Origin of the sequence: Brevibacterium luteolum (assembly GCF_025147615.1) — a bacterium.
GTDB classification, from domain to species: domain Bacteria; phylum Actinomycetota; class Actinomycetes; order Actinomycetales; family Brevibacteriaceae; genus Brevibacterium; species Brevibacterium luteolum.
The window spans coordinates 45,115-59,529 of record NZ_JALXPM010000012.1; the positions used below are offsets into that span (position 1 = coordinate 45,115).

At 66.7% G+C, this 14,415-nt stretch carries 13 protein-coding genes; 7 read left to right on the forward strand and 6 right to left on the reverse strand.

Features of this window, described 5'->3' with window-relative positions:
* Positions 1-23: 23 nt before the first annotated feature.
* The 3 genes from M3C25_RS04790 to M3C25_RS04800 form a co-directional block, all read right to left on the reverse strand.
* Positions 24-1,220, reverse strand: a complete 1,197-nt coding sequence (locus tag M3C25_RS04790; RefSeq protein ID WP_259855222.1) for a BMP family ABC transporter substrate-binding protein — start codon at positions 1,218-1,220, stop codon at positions 24-26.
* The gene (locus M3C25_RS04795; RefSeq protein ID WP_259855223.1) at positions 1,211-2,386 is read right to left on the reverse strand and encodes an amidohydrolase; all 1,176 of its coding nucleotides are present in this window, start codon (positions 2,384-2,386) and stop codon (positions 1,211-1,213) included. Before M3C25_RS04795 ends, M3C25_RS04790 begins: the two co-directional genes overlap by 10 nt.
* A gap of 112 nt (positions 2,387-2,498) precedes the next feature.
* Entirely contained in the window at positions 2,499-3,614 is a 1,116-nt protein-coding gene (locus M3C25_RS04800) for a mannose-1-phosphate guanylyltransferase (protein ID WP_217007040.1), read from the reverse strand.
* Between the two features lie 345 nt (positions 3,615-3,959).
* Here M3C25_RS04800 and sdhC point away from each other — a divergent pair, with 345 nt between their 5' ends.
* From sdhC to M3C25_RS04825, 5 genes are all read left to right on the forward strand, one after another.
* The gene (gene sdhC / locus M3C25_RS04805) at positions 3,960-4,337 is read left to right on the forward strand and encodes a succinate dehydrogenase, cytochrome b556 subunit (RefSeq protein WP_102161584.1); all 378 of its coding nucleotides are present in this window, start codon (positions 3,960-3,962) and stop codon (positions 4,335-4,337) included.
* Between the two features lie 5 nt (positions 4,338-4,342).
* Positions 4,343-4,789 (forward strand): succinate dehydrogenase hydrophobic membrane anchor subunit, encoded by a 447-nt coding sequence (locus M3C25_RS04810; protein WP_102161582.1) that lies wholly within the window; start codon positions 4,343-4,345, stop codon positions 4,787-4,789.
* Positions 4,790-4,846: 57 nt separating this feature from the next.
* Positions 4,847-6,607 (forward strand): succinate dehydrogenase flavoprotein subunit, encoded by a 1,761-nt coding sequence (gene sdhA / locus M3C25_RS04815; protein ID WP_102161580.1) that lies wholly within the window; start codon positions 4,847-4,849, stop codon positions 6,605-6,607.
* A complete protein-coding gene (locus tag M3C25_RS04820) occupies positions 6,607-7,398 on the forward strand; it encodes a succinate dehydrogenase iron-sulfur subunit (RefSeq protein ID WP_165882383.1) in 792 nt (263 codons plus the stop codon). Before sdhA ends, M3C25_RS04820 begins: the two co-directional genes overlap by 1 nt.
* Before the next feature lie 339 nt (positions 7,399-7,737).
* Positions 7,738-8,760, forward strand: coding sequence for a D-alanyl-D-alanine carboxypeptidase family protein (locus M3C25_RS04825; protein ID WP_259855224.1), 1,023 nt, complete (start codon positions 7,738-7,740; stop codon positions 8,758-8,760).
* On the opposite strand, the gene M3C25_RS04830 is transcribed toward M3C25_RS04825, so the two are convergent.
* The 3 genes from M3C25_RS04830 to trpS form a co-directional block, all read right to left on the reverse strand.
* A complete protein-coding gene (locus M3C25_RS04830; RefSeq protein WP_259855225.1) occupies positions 8,752-9,801 on the reverse strand; it encodes an App1 family protein phosphatidate phosphatase in 1,050 nt (349 codons plus the stop codon). The two genes, M3C25_RS04825 and M3C25_RS04830, sit on opposite strands and share 9 nt — an antisense overlap.
* 63 nt (positions 9,802-9,864) lie before the next feature.
* Entirely contained in the window at positions 9,865-10,506 is a 642-nt protein-coding gene (locus M3C25_RS04835) for a 2'-5' RNA ligase family protein (RefSeq protein WP_217007037.1), read from the reverse strand.
* A complete protein-coding gene (gene trpS, locus M3C25_RS04840) occupies positions 10,478-11,494 on the reverse strand; it encodes a tryptophan--tRNA ligase (RefSeq protein WP_259855226.1) in 1,017 nt (338 codons plus the stop codon). The genes M3C25_RS04835 and trpS overlap by 29 nt, the downstream gene beginning before the upstream one ends.
* A gap of 370 nt (positions 11,495-11,864) precedes the next feature.
* Between trpS and M3C25_RS04845 the strand changes: the two genes are divergently transcribed.
* A complete protein-coding gene (locus M3C25_RS04845) occupies positions 11,865-14,189 on the forward strand; it encodes a carbon starvation CstA family protein (protein WP_311200497.1) in 2,325 nt (774 codons plus the stop codon).
* Positions 14,190-14,191: 2 nt separating this feature from the next.
* A complete protein-coding gene (locus M3C25_RS04850) occupies positions 14,192-14,398 on the forward strand; it encodes a YbdD/YjiX family protein (RefSeq protein WP_102161567.1) in 207 nt (68 codons plus the stop codon).
* Positions 14,399-14,415 lie beyond the last annotated feature (17 nt).

Consider the following 14,415-nt stretch of genomic DNA (forward strand, 5'->3'; position numbering starts at 1 on the left):
GTCCCTCAGCTTACGGCATGGGCTCAGGGCAGTTCGATCTCCCCGGAGCGGATCCGCTCCTGCACATCGGCGACCTCGCGGCCGACCCCGGCGACTCCGGACAGCGGCACATCGGAGGCGACCATCGTGATGCCACCGTTTTCGATCGTGCCGCGGTAGCTGTGGGAGCGCACGAGCAGGTCACCGATCGGCTCCGGCTTCTGCCCGGCCGGTTCGAGTTCGCCGGCAAAGCCGGTCTGCGGCCAGCCTTCGATGGTGGTCTGGAAGCCGGCGGCGATGTTGGGCACGATCGAGGCGATGACGTAGCGGCCGACCCGCCCGAGGGCCTCCGAGCCGTCGGCGCCGTACCACACGAGGGTGCGCTTGGGTTCGTCTGCGGGCACCTCGGTGGGCTCGTCTGCAGGGGCGTCTTCCGCCTCGGGCCCGGCGGTCTCTTCGACCGGCGGGAAGTAGTGCTCCTGGAACCAGGTGAGCGAACCGCTGGCCGCACCCGAGGCGAAGGGCACGATGACATCAGCGTCGGCCTCGATCGCTTCGGCGGTGATGTCGAAGCCGGCGGCGGTGGTGTCGGAGACGGTGCGGCCCTCGATCTGGCCGGCGCGGTGGCTGCGCACGCGCTCGTCGTCTGCCGCATCGGTGTCCTCGTTGAACAGGTCGACGCCGGCGTCGAAGGCGGTGAGCAGTCCGCGGTTGTTCTCGAATCCGTAGGAGGAGTAGGCCGAGACGATGCCGGTCTTGGAGCTGGCGGCGGCGATGTAACCGGCGATGAAGGCCGGTTCGAGCAGGTCGAAGTCGACGGTGATGACGTTGTCCGGGAACTCCTGCCCGCCGGCTCCAGCACCGCCGGTGGCCACGGCCATCCACGCCTGTTCGGGGTGGCCGGCGGCGACCTCGGCGAGCATCTGCGCCCCACCGGGGCCGAGCAGCGCGGTGAGCGTGCAGCCACGCTCGGCGTAGTTCTCCAGCGCGCGGCGGGTGTCACCGAGGGAGTCGACGCGCTGGGTGGAGGTCGAGCCGAGGAAGTCGGAGCGCTGGGCGTTGGACACCTCGCCGAAGCTCAGTTGGCCGATCGAGCGGTCGTCGAAGCCGGCCGGTGAGGAGACCATGCAGCCGCTGGTGAGCAGCGGCTCGGCCGGCTCCTCGGAGCCGCACCCTGTCAGCAGCACCACTCCGGGCACGATGAGGGCCGTGGTGAGGGCTGCGGCAGGTTTCAAGACCACGGGACTCCCAGGGCTCGAAGCGCCATCGCGGTGTAGACGCGGACGCTCATCTCCAGTGCGCGTTCATCGACGAGGTAATCGCCTTGGTGGATATCGTACGTAATCCCGCCCGGCGTGCGGGTGCCCACGCGCACGAGCGCGCCCGGACAGTTCGTCAGGTACCAGGCGAAGTCCTCCCCGCCCATCGACTGCGGGGTCAGCTGCACGCTGCCCGGGCCGAGCTCATCGCGCACGGCGGCCTCGAGCAGGGAGACGTCCTCTTCGGTGTTGACCACCGGTGGGACGCCACGGCGGTGCTCCAGGTCGACGGTGACGCCGTAGGGCCCGGTGACGCGTTCGACGAGGTCGGGCAGCACCTCGGCGACCTGGTTCCAGCCGTCGACGTCGAGGCAGCGCAGGGTGCCCTGCAGGAACCCGTCGGACGGCACGACATTGGGCGCGTGGCCGGCGCGGATCTCGCCCCACACGAGCGAGATCGCATGGCGGGGGTCGATGAGGCGTGAGAGCGTGGCCGGCAGGTCAGTGGTGAGCTTGCCGAGGGCGTAGACGAGGTCCTCGGTCAGGTGCGGGCGCGAGGTGTGGCCGCCGTGGCCGGAGAGCCGGATGATGACGGTGTCACCGGCCGCGGTGATCGGGCCGATGCGCGAGCCGACCTTGCCGACGTCGACGTTGGGGTCGCAGTGGATGGCGAAGACGCGCGGCACATCGGCAAGCACACCCTGGCTGATGACCTTGAGCGCACCGCCGGGGGTGACCTCCTCGGCTGGCTGGAAGATCATCCGGATCCGCCCGCCGAGTCCGCCGGGCAGCTCCTTGTGGATGGAACTCAGCACCCGGCCGGCTCCGGCAAGCGAGCTCAGATGGATGTCGTGGCCGCAGGCATGGGCGACGCCGGGCACCGTCGAGGCGAACGGGGTGCCGGTCAGGTCATCGAGCGGCAGAGCGTCGATGTCGGCGCGCAGAGCGGCGACCAGCGGGCCCTCGCCGACTTCGCAGACGACGCCGGTGCCCTCGAGGGCCTGCGGGTCGAGGTCGGCGTTGCGCAGGAACCCGAGGATCTTCTCCGTCGTCCGGAACTCCTCGTAGGACAGCTCGGGGTGGGCGTGGATGTCACGCCGGAACTCGAGCAGCTCATCGTAGAAGGGCGCAAGGTGGATTTGGATCACAGCGTCCGATTCTAGTCAGCCGACCTGCGACGATCCTGGGCGGGCGTCCCAAAACTTCACAATCCGCTCAGGCGAGCCGGTGCCGGGTGGCGGTCCCGCCTCGGGTGCGGGGTCAGAGCAGGTCGTCCCGGCCCATCTCGGCGACCCGGCTGACGGCGGCCTTGACGTCCTGGGCGTGGGAGCGGGAGGCGACGAGCAGCACGTCGTCGGTGTCGACGACGACGACATCGTCGAGTCCGACGAGGGCGACGAGCCGGTCGGTGCTGGAGAAGACCACTCCCGAGGTGTCGACGTCGACGATCTGGCATTCCTCGCCGATCGCGTAGACGGCTGAGGATTCGCCGGGCACCGGCTGGCGCAGCTTGGCCACCGAGTCGAAGTCGCCGACGTCATCCCAGCCGAAGTCACCGGGCACGACGATGACCCGGCCGGCCTCGGCGGCCGGTTCAGCCACGACGTAGTCGATCGCACGCTTCTCCAGGCCCGGCCACACCTCGGCGAGCTTCTGCTCGCGGGCGGACGCGTCGTGCCAGATGTCGGCGACCGAGCGCAGCGCGGCGTAGAGCTCAGGGGCCTGTTCGGCCAGCACGGCGAGCATCGCCTCGGTGGTGGCGATGAACATGCCGGCGTTCCAGCGGTAGGAGCCGGAGTAGACGTAGGTTCGGGCGACCGAGGCGGCGGGTTTTTCGACGAAGGCGGCGGCACGGCGGGCGGCATAGGCGCCGGGGATCCCGAGGTGGGAGCCGGTTTTGATGTAGCCGTAGGCGGTGGCCGGGTAGGTGGGGGTGATGCCGATGGTGACGATGTCACCGGTCTGCTCGGCGGCGGTGACTGCCTGGCCGATGACGTCATGGAACTCGGCGACATTGGTGATCGAGTGGTCGGCGGAGAAGGAGCCGATGATCGCCTGCGGGTCGGTGTCGTGGATGAGCATCGCGGCCAGGCCAATGGCGGCAGCGGAGTCCTTGGGCGAGGGTTCGGTGATGATCCGGTCGGCCCGCAGCTCGGGCAGCTGGCCGGCGACGGCTGCGGCGTGGCTGGTGCCGGTGACGACCCAGGTGCGGTCGGCGTCGACGAGTGGGAGGACGCGATCCCAGGTCGACTGGAGCAGGGTGCGGCCGAGGCCGAGGACATCATGGAGGAACTTCGGGGAGGCCTCCCGGGAGACCGGCCACAGCCGGGTGCCGGAGCCGCCGGCCGGGATCACTGCGTGGAAGTGCGGATTCATCGCGTCTCATCCTCCGTCTCAGACTGCAACTCTGGCGTGACTGCGGCGCCGGAGGCATCTTCGGCACACCGCGCACCTGCCGGCCACGATACCGCCTCTCCTGCTCAGCACATGCGCAGACGCTCACCGGCGCCTCAGACGATGCGGACACAGACCCATCATGTTTACGGCACACTGGCATGTCCTAAATCCAACGCGAGATCTCGCGTCCGTTCTATGGACGCCTCTTTGAGGGGATTCACATCGAATCGGCAACAATGCCGCCGGGCAGATTGGCGATTCTCCCCAGTTCGGCGTAATTTCAAGTGGTACACATCTGTTCGCATTTCACTTGGAGGATGCCCCGTGGCCAATGCGTCAACGGGCACTCTGTACCGCGGAAATGAAGGAATGTGGTCTTGGGTTGCGCATCGCGTGACCGGCGTCGGCATCTTCTTCTTCCTGCTCGTACACGTGCTCGACACAGCTCTTGTCCGTGTCTCGCCTGAGGCGTATGACGCCGTCATCGCGACGTACAAGACCCCTCTGATGGCCATCGGCGAAATCGGCTTGGTCGCAGCCATTGTGTTCCACGCTTTCAACGGCCTGCGCATCGCCGCTGTCGACTTCTGGTCCGGCGGCCCGAAGAACCAGAAGAAGCTGTTCTGGGCAGTCATCATCGGCTGGGTCATCATGATGGCCGCGTTCCTGCCCCGACACCTGATGCACACGTTCGGAGGCTGAGGAACATGACGTCGACCATTCCCGCACCGCGCACCGGCTATGACCGGCACAAGTCCACGCGCTCGCGCTTCGAACTCTGGGCCTGGCTGTTCATGCGCCTCTCCGGCGTCGTGCTCATCGTGCTCATCTTCGGGCACCTGTTCGTCAACCTGTGGCAGGGCGAGGGCGTCCAGGGCCTCGACTTCGGCTTCGTCGCCGGCAAGTGGGCAAGCCCGTTCTGGCAGATCTGGGATCTGCTCATGCTGTGGCTGGCCATGCTGCACGGCACCAACGGCATGCGCACGATCATCAGCGACTACGCAGAGAAGCCGCGCACCCGCATGGCGCTGCTGCTGACGCTCTACATCGCCTCGGCGGTCATCATCGTGCTCGGCACGCTCGTGATCTTCACGTTCGATCCGTGCCCGGTCGGAGCCGATCCGTCGCTCATCCCTGACTTCTGCTCACGGTGATTGCGCCTCTCTCACTCGCCCCAACGGCTCTTTCCGGCCAAGGAGAATTGGATTTCTATGCAGGTACATGACTACGACGTGGTGATCGTCGGTGCCGGCGGCGCTGGAATGCGCGCTGCCATCGAATCCGGCCAGCGCGCACGCACCGCCGTGCTGACCAAGATCTACCCGACCCGCTCCCACACCGGCGCGGCACAGGGCGGCATGTGCGCCGCGCTGGCCAACGTCGAGGAGGACAACTGGGAGTGGCACACCTTCGACACCATCAAGGGCGGCGACTACCTCGTCGATCAGGATGCTGCCGAGGTGATGGCCAAGGAGGCCATCGACGCTGTCCTCGATCTGGAGAAGATGGGCCTGCCCTTCAACCGCACCCCGGAGGGCAAAATCGACCAGCGCCGTTTCGGCGGCCACACCCGCGATCACGGCAAGGCGCCCGTTCGCCGCGCCTGCTACGCTGCAGACCGCACCGGCCACATGATCCTCCAGACGCTGTACCAGAACTGCGTCAAGCACGGCGTCGAGTTCTACAACGAGTTCTACGTCCTCGACCTCATCATGACCGAGGTCGACGGCGTTCGCCGCCCGGCCGGCGTGGTGTCCTACGAGCTGGCCACCGGTGAGATCCACGTCTTCCGCGCCAAGGCCGTCGTCTTCGCCTCCGGCGGGTTCGGCAAGATCTTCAAGACCACCTCGAACGCCCACACGCTGACCGGTGACGGTGTCGCGGTTGCCTACAACAACGGCATCCCGCTGGAGGACATGGAGTTCTTCCAGTTCCACCCGACCGGCCTGGCGGGCCTCGGCATCCTGCTCTCCGAGGCTGCCCGCGGCGAGGGAGCGGTGCTGCGCAACGCCGACGGTGAGCGCTTCATGGAGCGCTACGCCCCAACCATCAAGGACCTCGCACCGCGTGACATCGTCGCCCGGTCGATGGCCAACGAGGTGCGTGAGGGCCGCGGCTGCGGACCGAACAAGGACTACGTGCTGCTCGACCTCACCCACCTGGAGCCGGCGCACATCGACGCGAAGCTGCCGGACATCACCGAGTTCGCCCGCACCTACCTCGGCGTGGAGCCCTACACTGAGCCGGTGCCGGTGTTCCCGACCGCGCACTACGCGATGGGCGGCATCCCGACCAACGTCAAGTCCGAGGTGCTGGCCAACAACACCGACATCGTCCCCGGCCTCTACGCCGCCGGTGAGACCGCCTGTGTCTCCGTGCACGGCTCGAACCGCCTGGGCACCAACTCGCTGCTCGACATCAACGTCTTCGGCAAGCGCGCCGGCATCGCCGCCGCGGAATACGCCAAGACCGCCGAGCTGCCGGAGCTGCCGGAGGGTGCCGCAGACCGCACTGTCGAGCTCGTCGACACGATGCGCGCATCGAACGGCACCGAACTCGTCGGTTCGATCCGCAAGGATCTGCAGGAGATCATGGACGCCAACGTCCAGGTGTTCCGCACCGATGAGACCCTGCGCGAGGCACTCGACGAGATCGAGCGGCTGCGCGAGCGCTACCGCAACGTCGGCATCCACGACCGCGGCAAGCGCTTCAACCTCGACCTCCTCGAAGCGATCGAGCTGGGCTTCCTGCTCGAGATCGCTGAGGTCGTCACGGTGGCAGCCATCCACCGCAAGGAATCCCGCGGCGGTCACTTCCGCGAGGACTTCCCCGACCGTGACGACGAGAACTTCATGCACCACACGATGACCTACCTCGATCCGGACGGCGAGGCAGAGGGCATCAAGGGCATGCGCCTGGAGACCAAGCCGGTCGTCGTCACCCGATACCAGCCGATGGAGCGTAAGTACTGATGAGCGAGAATCAGAACACTGCAGAGCCTGCATCCAAGGTCGATCTCCCCGACCACCTCGGCGGTGGCGGCGGCGAAATCCCGTCCTTCGACTGCACCTTCCAGATCGCGCGCTTCGACCCCGAGAAGGACGAGGCCCCGCACTGGGAGCAGTACAAGGTCACAATGCACGGCACCGACCGTGTGCTCGACGCCCTGCACAAGATCAAGTGGGAGATCGACGGTTCGCTGTCGTTCCGCCGCTCGTGTGCGCACGGCGTGTGCGGTTCGGATGCGATGCGGATCAACGGCCGCAACCGTCTGGCCTGCAAGACCCTGCTGAAGGACCTCGATACGAACAAGACGATCACCGTCGAGGCGATCAAGGGCCTGCCGCTGGAGAAGGACCTCATCGTTGACATGGAGCCGTTCTTCCAGTCGTACCGTGAGATCATGCCCTTCCTCATCACCTCCGGTCACGAGCCGACGCGTGAGCGCCTGCAGTCGATCGAGGATCGTGAGCGCTTCGACGACACCACCAAGTGCATCCTGTGTGCATCGTGCACCACCTCGTGCCCGGTGTTCTGGACCGACGGTCAGTACTTCGGTCCGGCCTCGATCGTCAACGCCCACCGCTTCATCTTCGACTCCCGCGATGAGGGCGGCGACATGCGCCTGGAGGTGCTCAATGACAAGGAGGGCGTGTGGCGCTGCCGCACCACCTTCAACTGCACCGAAGCCTGCCCGCGCGGCATCGAGGTGACCAAGGCGATCGCCGAGGTCAAGCAGGCGCTGCTCCAGCGCGCCTTCTGACCCACCACGCGCATCAGGCCCCGTCCCGCATCTTGGCGGCACGGGGCCTGAGTGCATTCACCCTGGTTCTGCCCCCCGTTCCCGAGGCGGTGGGCGATAAGGTGCCGGTGGTCTCAGCTGGCATGGTTAGACTTGCGACCTGTGAACCACTCGATTCGTTCCACACAGACGCGGCGTGCTCGCCTGCGCGCCTGCCTCTGCGCCGGCGTTGCTGCTGCAGCCGTCGTGGCCGGCAGCGCGCTCACACCGGCCGCTGCTCTGGCCTCCCCTGCTGCATTAGCCTCCCCTGGCGCGGCAGCTGATGTCGTTGCCGAGCCAGAGGCATCTCCGACAGAGACGATGTACGAACGCGCCCTCATCGAAGACGGCGCCCCGGCGCCGCAGCCGAAGGCCTCCGCGTGGGTCGTCGGCGACCTCGACTCCGGTGACGTGTTCACCTCCCGCGAGATGGACCGGCAGCTCGCTCCGGCCTCGGTCATCAAACTGCTGACCGCTCTGGCTCTCGTCGATGTGCTCGATGACCCAGAGCAGAAGTACGAGGCGGTCTTCGACGATATGGCCGTCGACGGCACCAAGGTCGGGCTCGTGCAGAAGAACGAGTACACCGTTGACCAGCTCTTCCACGCGATGCTCATGTCGAGTGCCAACGATGCCGCCCATGCCCTGGCCAATGCCGCCGGCGGGCAGGAGAAGGCCGTCGAGCTCATGGAGGCCAAGGCCGACGAGCTCGGGCTGACCGGCACGGTGCCGAAGAACACCTCAGGCCTGGATGCCGACGGCCAGGTGACGACGGTGCGCGACCAGCTCATCATCGCCAAGGCGATGCTGGACAACGACTACCTCATGAAGATCGTGCAGACGACCGAATACAAGATGCCTGGTGGTGTGAACCCGGAGACGAAGGAGAAGTTCAAGGGCTACCCGATCCAGGATCACACGAAGATCGTCGGGCGCATCGACGGCGGGCTCGGGCTCAAGAACGGCTACACGGTCAAGTCCAAGGGCAGCTTCGTCGCGGTGGCGAAACGGGGCGGCAGGACCTATGCGGCGGCGATCCTGCATTCGGACAACAGCACCCGTCAGGCGGCCATCGACCTGCTCGACTGGTCGTTCGCGCAGTCGGACCTGCCGGTCGAGACGACCGTTGCGCTGATCCCGGAGCCCAGTGCGGAGCCGAGCCCGGAACCCGCCGCACCCACGCACGAGGAGACCGCGGCGGCAGAGGCGCAGAAGCCGGCCAGCCCCCTGGGCTCCCCGGTCGTCCTCATCGCCGCAGCCGCGGCAGTGCTCGCCGCCGGTGGCATCGCGTTCACGACTCTGCGGCGGCGCGAGCGCCGGCAGCGCGCAGCCGCCTCAGAGTGAGGAGAAGATGCCGCGCTCGGTGAGCTTCGAGGCAAGCCCGGCACCGTCGGGAGCGTAGATCCAGGGCACGCCCTGGCCACGGCCGGAGCCCTTCGAGCGACCGCCGGCCCACACCGCCTCGCCGACGGTCAGCTGCCGGATCGCCACCGCGACGACATTGTCCGGGTGGTTCTCGACGAACTCGCCGTAGATCTCCTCGTCATGCTGCCCATCATCGCCGATGAGCAGCCACTTGACCTGCGGGAACTCCCGGGCCAGACGTTCGAGGGTGGCGCGCTTGTGATCCTGCCCGGAGCGGAACGCGCGGGTGGCTGTCGGCCCCCAGTCGGTCAGCAGCAGCGGTCCGACCGGGTACATGTTCCGGGTGAGGAAGCGTTTGAGGGTCGGGGCGACGTTCCACGGCCCGGTCGACAGGTACAGGATCGGCGAGTTCGGGCGCAGATAGGTCAGCCGGTCGTAGAGAACCGACATCCCGGCCACCGGCGAGCGAGCGTGCTCATCGAGGACGAAGGTGTTCCAGGCGGCGAGGAAGGGACGCGGCAGCGCGGTGACCATGACGGTGTCGTCGATGTCGGAGACGATCCCGAAGCCCTGCTCCTGACCGATGATGCGCACATTGGCGGTGTCGACGAGCGAGTCATTGGTCCACAGTTCGATCTCGACGTTGCCGGGCTCGAAGTCACCGGGGATGATCGCGTCGACGATGCCGCCTCGATCGGCGGTGACCATGTGCTCAGCGCCGTTGACGCGCACCCAGGCGTGGTCATCGGACAGCGGCACATTGACGAACGACCGCCAGCCGCGGATCGAGGCCTGCGTATCGGCTGCCGGCTGGCCGGTCTTGGTCAGCACGACGCGGGCGAGGACGCGGATGAAGTTCTCGCTGCCGTAGGAGTCGTAGGCGATGACGGTACGGTGCCAGCCGCGCTTCGTCGCCTTCTCCCGTGCCCAGGTGTGGTAGCGGTCTTCGAGGCGGGCGGCGGTGTGCAGCATCTCGGGGGCGAGATTGCGCGGTGCAGTCTTCTTCTTCACATCTGCCATTCTTCCCGCTCAGCTGAGCAGATGCCACCCGCCTGGCGCACCGTTCCCGAGGCGGTGGCCGGGTTACGGACCGAAGGGCACATTGTCGAACAGCTGCCATTCCTCATCAGCGGTGTGGAAGTACACGCCGAAGCCGTGGGCCATGAATGACACGTCGTAGTCGGCCGATTCCCGGTAGGCCCGTTCGAGGACCTCCTCGTCGAGCTCCTGGGCGATGGTGACGTGCGGGTGGTACGGAAACGCCAGCTGCTGATTCAGCACTCCGTGGCGCAGCGCCTCGGAGAGCTGCTGGCATTCGGAGATGCCGCGGGCGACGGTGATGAACACGACCGGCGAGGTCGGCATGAACGTCCCGGTCCCCCGCAGCTGCAGCGTGAACGGCGACGTTGTGTTCGCGACGCTGCGGATGTGCTCGCGCACGATCGGCCACGCGGTGGCCGGGATCTCCATCGGCGGGATGAGGGTGATGTGAGCCGGGACGCTCGTGCCACGGGCATCGCCGAGTGAGGCCCGCAGCGACTGCAGCTGGGAGCCGTAGGGCTCGGGCACGTCGAGGGTCACCCCGATCGAGACCATCCCGGTGCCGTCGTCCGGCGGCAGTTCAGGGACGCCCGGCGGCGTTCCCCACGCCGGCCCGAGGCCCGGCTCGTGGGGACGGGGCACCCGGCCCGGTGACTCAGCGGCGGAGGAACCCGATGCGGTCATACACGTCCTTGATCGTCTGCTCGGCAATCGCCTGGGCGGCATCGGCACCGATCGCCAGCAGTCGCTCGAGCTCAGCCGGGTCATCGAGCAGCTCGAGGGTGCGCTCGCGCACCGGTGAGAGCGTCTCGACGGCGAGGTCAGCGAGGGCGACCTTGAGGTGGCCGTACATCTTGCCGTCGAACTCGGTCACGATCGCATCGATCGGCCGGCCGGACAGCGAGGAGTAGATCGTCAGCAGGTTCGACACACCGGGCTTGCGCTCGGGATCGTAGGCGATGACGGTGTCGTTGTCGGTCACGGCGGACTTGAACTTCTTCGCCAGCGCCTTGGGCTCGTCAAGGATGTTGATGAGACCGGCTGGGGAGGCCGCCGACTTCGACATCTTCGCCGTCGGGTCCTGCAGATCGTAGATCTTGGCCGTCTCCTTCGGAATCCCAGCCTCGGGCACCGTGAAGGTGTGCCCGTAGCGGTGGTTGAAGCGCTCGGCGAGATTGCGGGTGAGCTCCAGGTGCTGGCGCTGATCCTCACCGACCGGCACGACATCCGGGTGGTACATGAGGATGTCGGCGGCCATGAGCGCCGGGTAGGTCAGCAGGCCGAGCGAGACGTTCTCGCGCTTGGCGGACTTGTCCTTGAACTGCGTCATCCGCTGCGCCTCACCCAGCCCGGTGGTGCATTCGAGCACCCAAGACAGCTGCGTGTGCTCAGGCACGTGGGACTGCACGAAGATCGTCGACTTCTCCGGGTCGATGCCGGCGGCGAGGAACTGGGCGGCGGTGCGCAGGGTCCGCTCGCGCAGCAGCGCGGGATCCTGCTCGACGGTGATCGCGTGCATGTTCGCGATGAAGAAGAACGCGTCGTGCGTCTCCTGCTGCTCCACGAACTGCTGCAGCGCACCTATGTAGTTGCCCAGGTGGAGGGAGTCGGAGGTGGCCTGGATTCCGGAGAGAGTCCGCAGGCGGGTCTGCGGATCGTGCGTGGCGGTCATGGATTCCATTGTGCCACTTCCGCACCCGCGGTCTGCGACTCGGCCACCCGACCACCGCCTCGGCGGCGGACAGCGGCGCAGAGCACCACTGGACTGTCCGCAGAGTGAACAGATGCGCAGCTTTGGTAACGGTTTGACGGTGGTTCGCGCAGAACCTGCCGAAAAGTTAGACAAATCACAGAATTGGCTCCACCATGTATTCAGTCTCAGGGAACTCACACACTTCTCCCGGGCATTCCGCCTCCCCGGCCCCCAGCGTCGCTGCGCCGTGCCGTGCGGAGCCCGCACCACCAGGCGAATGCCCCCCAGTTCCCGTGATGCCCCGCCTGACCCGGCTGGGCTCATGCGACAGAGCAGAAATGGAGCACGTATGTCGGTTGAATACGTCAAAACCGATGAGAGTCTGCCTCCAGTCGGCGTGATCGAACGTCCGCGTTGGACTCCGGGCAAGATCGTCCTGTGGGTTGCGATCGCTGCGATCGCCGCCGTCGGCTGGGTGATGGTCGCGTTCGTGCGCGGCGAGAACCTCTCAGCCAGCTGGTTCGTCGCCGCCGCGGTCGGCAGCTACCTCATCGCCTTCCGTTTCTATGCGAAGTTCATCGAGTGGAAGATCTGCCGCCCTGACCTCAAGCGGGCGACCCCCGCTGAGATCAACGAGAACGGCCGCGACTTCACCCCGACCGACCGCCGCGTCGTGTTCGGTCACCACTTCGCCGCGATCTCCGGCGCCGGCCCGCTCGTCGGCCCGATCCTGGCCGCCCAGATGGGCTACCTGCCCGGCACGCTGTGGATCATCCTCGGCGTCATCGTCGCCGGTGCGGTGCAGGACTACATGGTGCTGTACTTCTCGACCCGCCGCAACGGCCGGTCGCTGGGCCAGATGGCCCGTGACGAGCTCGGCTCCGTCGGCGGCTTCATCGCCAGCCTCGGCATCCTGCTCATCATGATCATCCTCATCGCCGTGCTCGGTGTTGTCATCATCAACGCCCTGGCCGAGAGCCCGTGGGGCGTCTTCTCGATCGCGATGACGATCCCGATCGCCGTATTCATGGGCATCTACATGCGCTACATCCGCCCCGGCAAGGTCATCGAGACCTCTGTCATCGGCATCACCCTCCTCGTGCTCGCGATCGTCGCTGGCGGTTGGGTCAATGCCAACCCGGCGCTGGCTGAGATGTTCCACCTGTCGAAGACGACGCTGGCCTGGTCGCTGATGATCTACGGCTTCTTCGCAGCTGTGCTGCCGGTGTGGGTGCTGCTGGCCCCGCGCGACTACCTGTCGACTTTCATGAAGATCGGCACCATCGTGCTGCTGGCCGTCGGCATCATCATCGTCAACCCGACCGTGCAGATGCCGGCCGCCACCCCGTTCGCCTCGAACTCCGAGGGCCCGGCCTTCGCCGGATCCCTGTTCCCGTTCCTGTTCATCACCATCGCCTGTGGTGCGCTCTCCGGCTTCCACGCTCTGGTGTCCTCGGGCACGACGCCGAAGCTTCTGGAGAAGGAATCGCAGGCGCGTCTGGTGGGCTACGGCGGCATGCTCATGGAGTCCTTCGTGGCGATCATGGCGCTCGTCGCCGCGATCTGCCTCGACAAGGGAATCTACTTCGCCATGAACGCAGCCGAGCCGCTGACCGGCGGCACCGCCGAGGGAGCTGCCGAGTTCATCAACTCGAATCCGTTCATGGAGACGCAGACGACCGCCGCCGAACTCGACGCCGCCGGCGAGGCCGTCGGCGAGGGTTCGATCGTCTCGCGCACCGGCGGCGCGCCGACCCTGGCGATGGGCATGGCCCATATCCTGCATCAGGTGCCCGGCTTCGGCGGGCAGTCGGCGATGAGCTTCTGGTACCACTTCGCGGTCATGTTCGAAGCACTGTTCATCCTCACCACCATCGACGCCGGCACCCGTGTCGCCCGCTTCATGTTCTCGGACTGGATGGGCAACTTCTGGCCGAAGTTCCGCGACCCATCCTGGAACATCGGCGCCTGGGTCTCGACGATCGTCATGGTCGGCGCCTGGGGCTCGATCCTGCTCATGGGTGTGACCGACCCACTCGGCGGCATCAACACGCTGTTCCCGCTGTTCGGCATCTCCAACCAGCTGTTGGCGGCAATCGCCTTGGCGGTGGTGTTCGCCTTGGTCTGCAAGGTCGGCAAGGCGCGCTATGCGTGGATCCCCGGGATCCCGCTGGCCTGGGACCTTGCCGTGACGATGACCGCCTCGTGGCAGAAGATCTTCTCCTCTGACCCGAAGCTCGGCTACTGGGCGCAGCACTCGGCCTACAAGCAGGCACTCGCCGCCGGTGAGACCTCACTGGGCACCACCGAGGGTGTCGATGCGATGCGCGCGGTTGTGCGCAACACGTTCATCCAGGGCACGCTGTCGATCGTGTTCGCCTCGCTGGTGCTCATGGTCGTCGTCATGGCGATCGCGGTGAGCATCAAGTCGATCCGCACCGGCCCGATGGAGACGACCGAAGCCGCGTTCGTGCCGACGAAGCTCTTCGCCCCAGCCGGCCTCATCGCCACGAAGGCCGAGCGCGAAGTCGAGGCCCAGTGGGAGGAGTACCGTCGCAAGCACGGTCTCGCGCCCGCTGGTGCTGTCGGCGTATCCTCGAAGGAGAAGGCTGAGAAGGATCACGGTGCCTCGGACACCGGTTCCGGCTCGCACGCCGCTCCGAAGGAGAAGTGACGATGAGTTCGTTTGCTGCCGCAGTCGCCCGCCCGTTCAAGGCCGTGCACTGGTACCTCAAGGAGGTCATGGGCGAAAACGCCTACGTCCACTACCTTGAGCACTACGAGCGCCACCACGGCACCCGCGAGGGTGCGATGTGCGAACGCGAATTCTGGCGCGAGCTCATCGACGAGCAGGAGACGAACCCGAAGGCGCGCTGCTGCTGAAGCAGTGACGTCCCACC

Coding starts and splice junctions, on each gene's coding strand:
- M3C25_RS04830 (WP_259855225.1), bottom strand. CDS start 9,801: ATGGCAGATGTGAAGAAGAAGACTGCACCGCGCAATCTCGCCCCCGAG.
- sdhA (WP_102161580.1), top strand. CDS start 4,847: ATGCAGGTACATGACTACGACGTGGTGATCGTCGGTGCCGGCGGCGCT.
- M3C25_RS04820 (WP_165882383.1), top strand. CDS start 6,607: ATGAGCGAGAATCAGAACACTGCAGAGCCTGCATCCAAGGTCGATCTC.
- M3C25_RS04835 (WP_217007037.1), bottom strand. CDS start 10,506: ATGACCGCATCGGGTTCCTCCGCCGCTGAGTCACCGGGCCGGGTGCCC.
- trpS (WP_259855226.1), bottom strand. CDS start 11,494: ATGACCGCCACGCACGATCCGCAGACCCGCCTGCGGACTCTCTCCGGA.
- M3C25_RS04800 (WP_217007040.1), bottom strand. CDS start 3,614: ATGAATCCGCACTTCCACGCAGTGATCCCGGCCGGCGGCTCCGGCACC.
- M3C25_RS04825 (WP_259855224.1), top strand. CDS start 7,738: ATGTACGAACGCGCCCTCATCGAAGACGGCGCCCCGGCGCCGCAGCCG.
- M3C25_RS04850 (WP_102161567.1), top strand. CDS start 14,192: ATGAGTTCGTTTGCTGCCGCAGTCGCCCGCCCGTTCAAGGCCGTGCAC.
- M3C25_RS04810 (WP_102161582.1), top strand. CDS start 4,343: ATGACGTCGACCATTCCCGCACCGCGCACCGGCTATGACCGGCACAAG.
- M3C25_RS04845 (WP_311200497.1), top strand. CDS start 11,865: ATGTCGGTTGAATACGTCAAAACCGATGAGAGTCTGCCTCCAGTCGGC.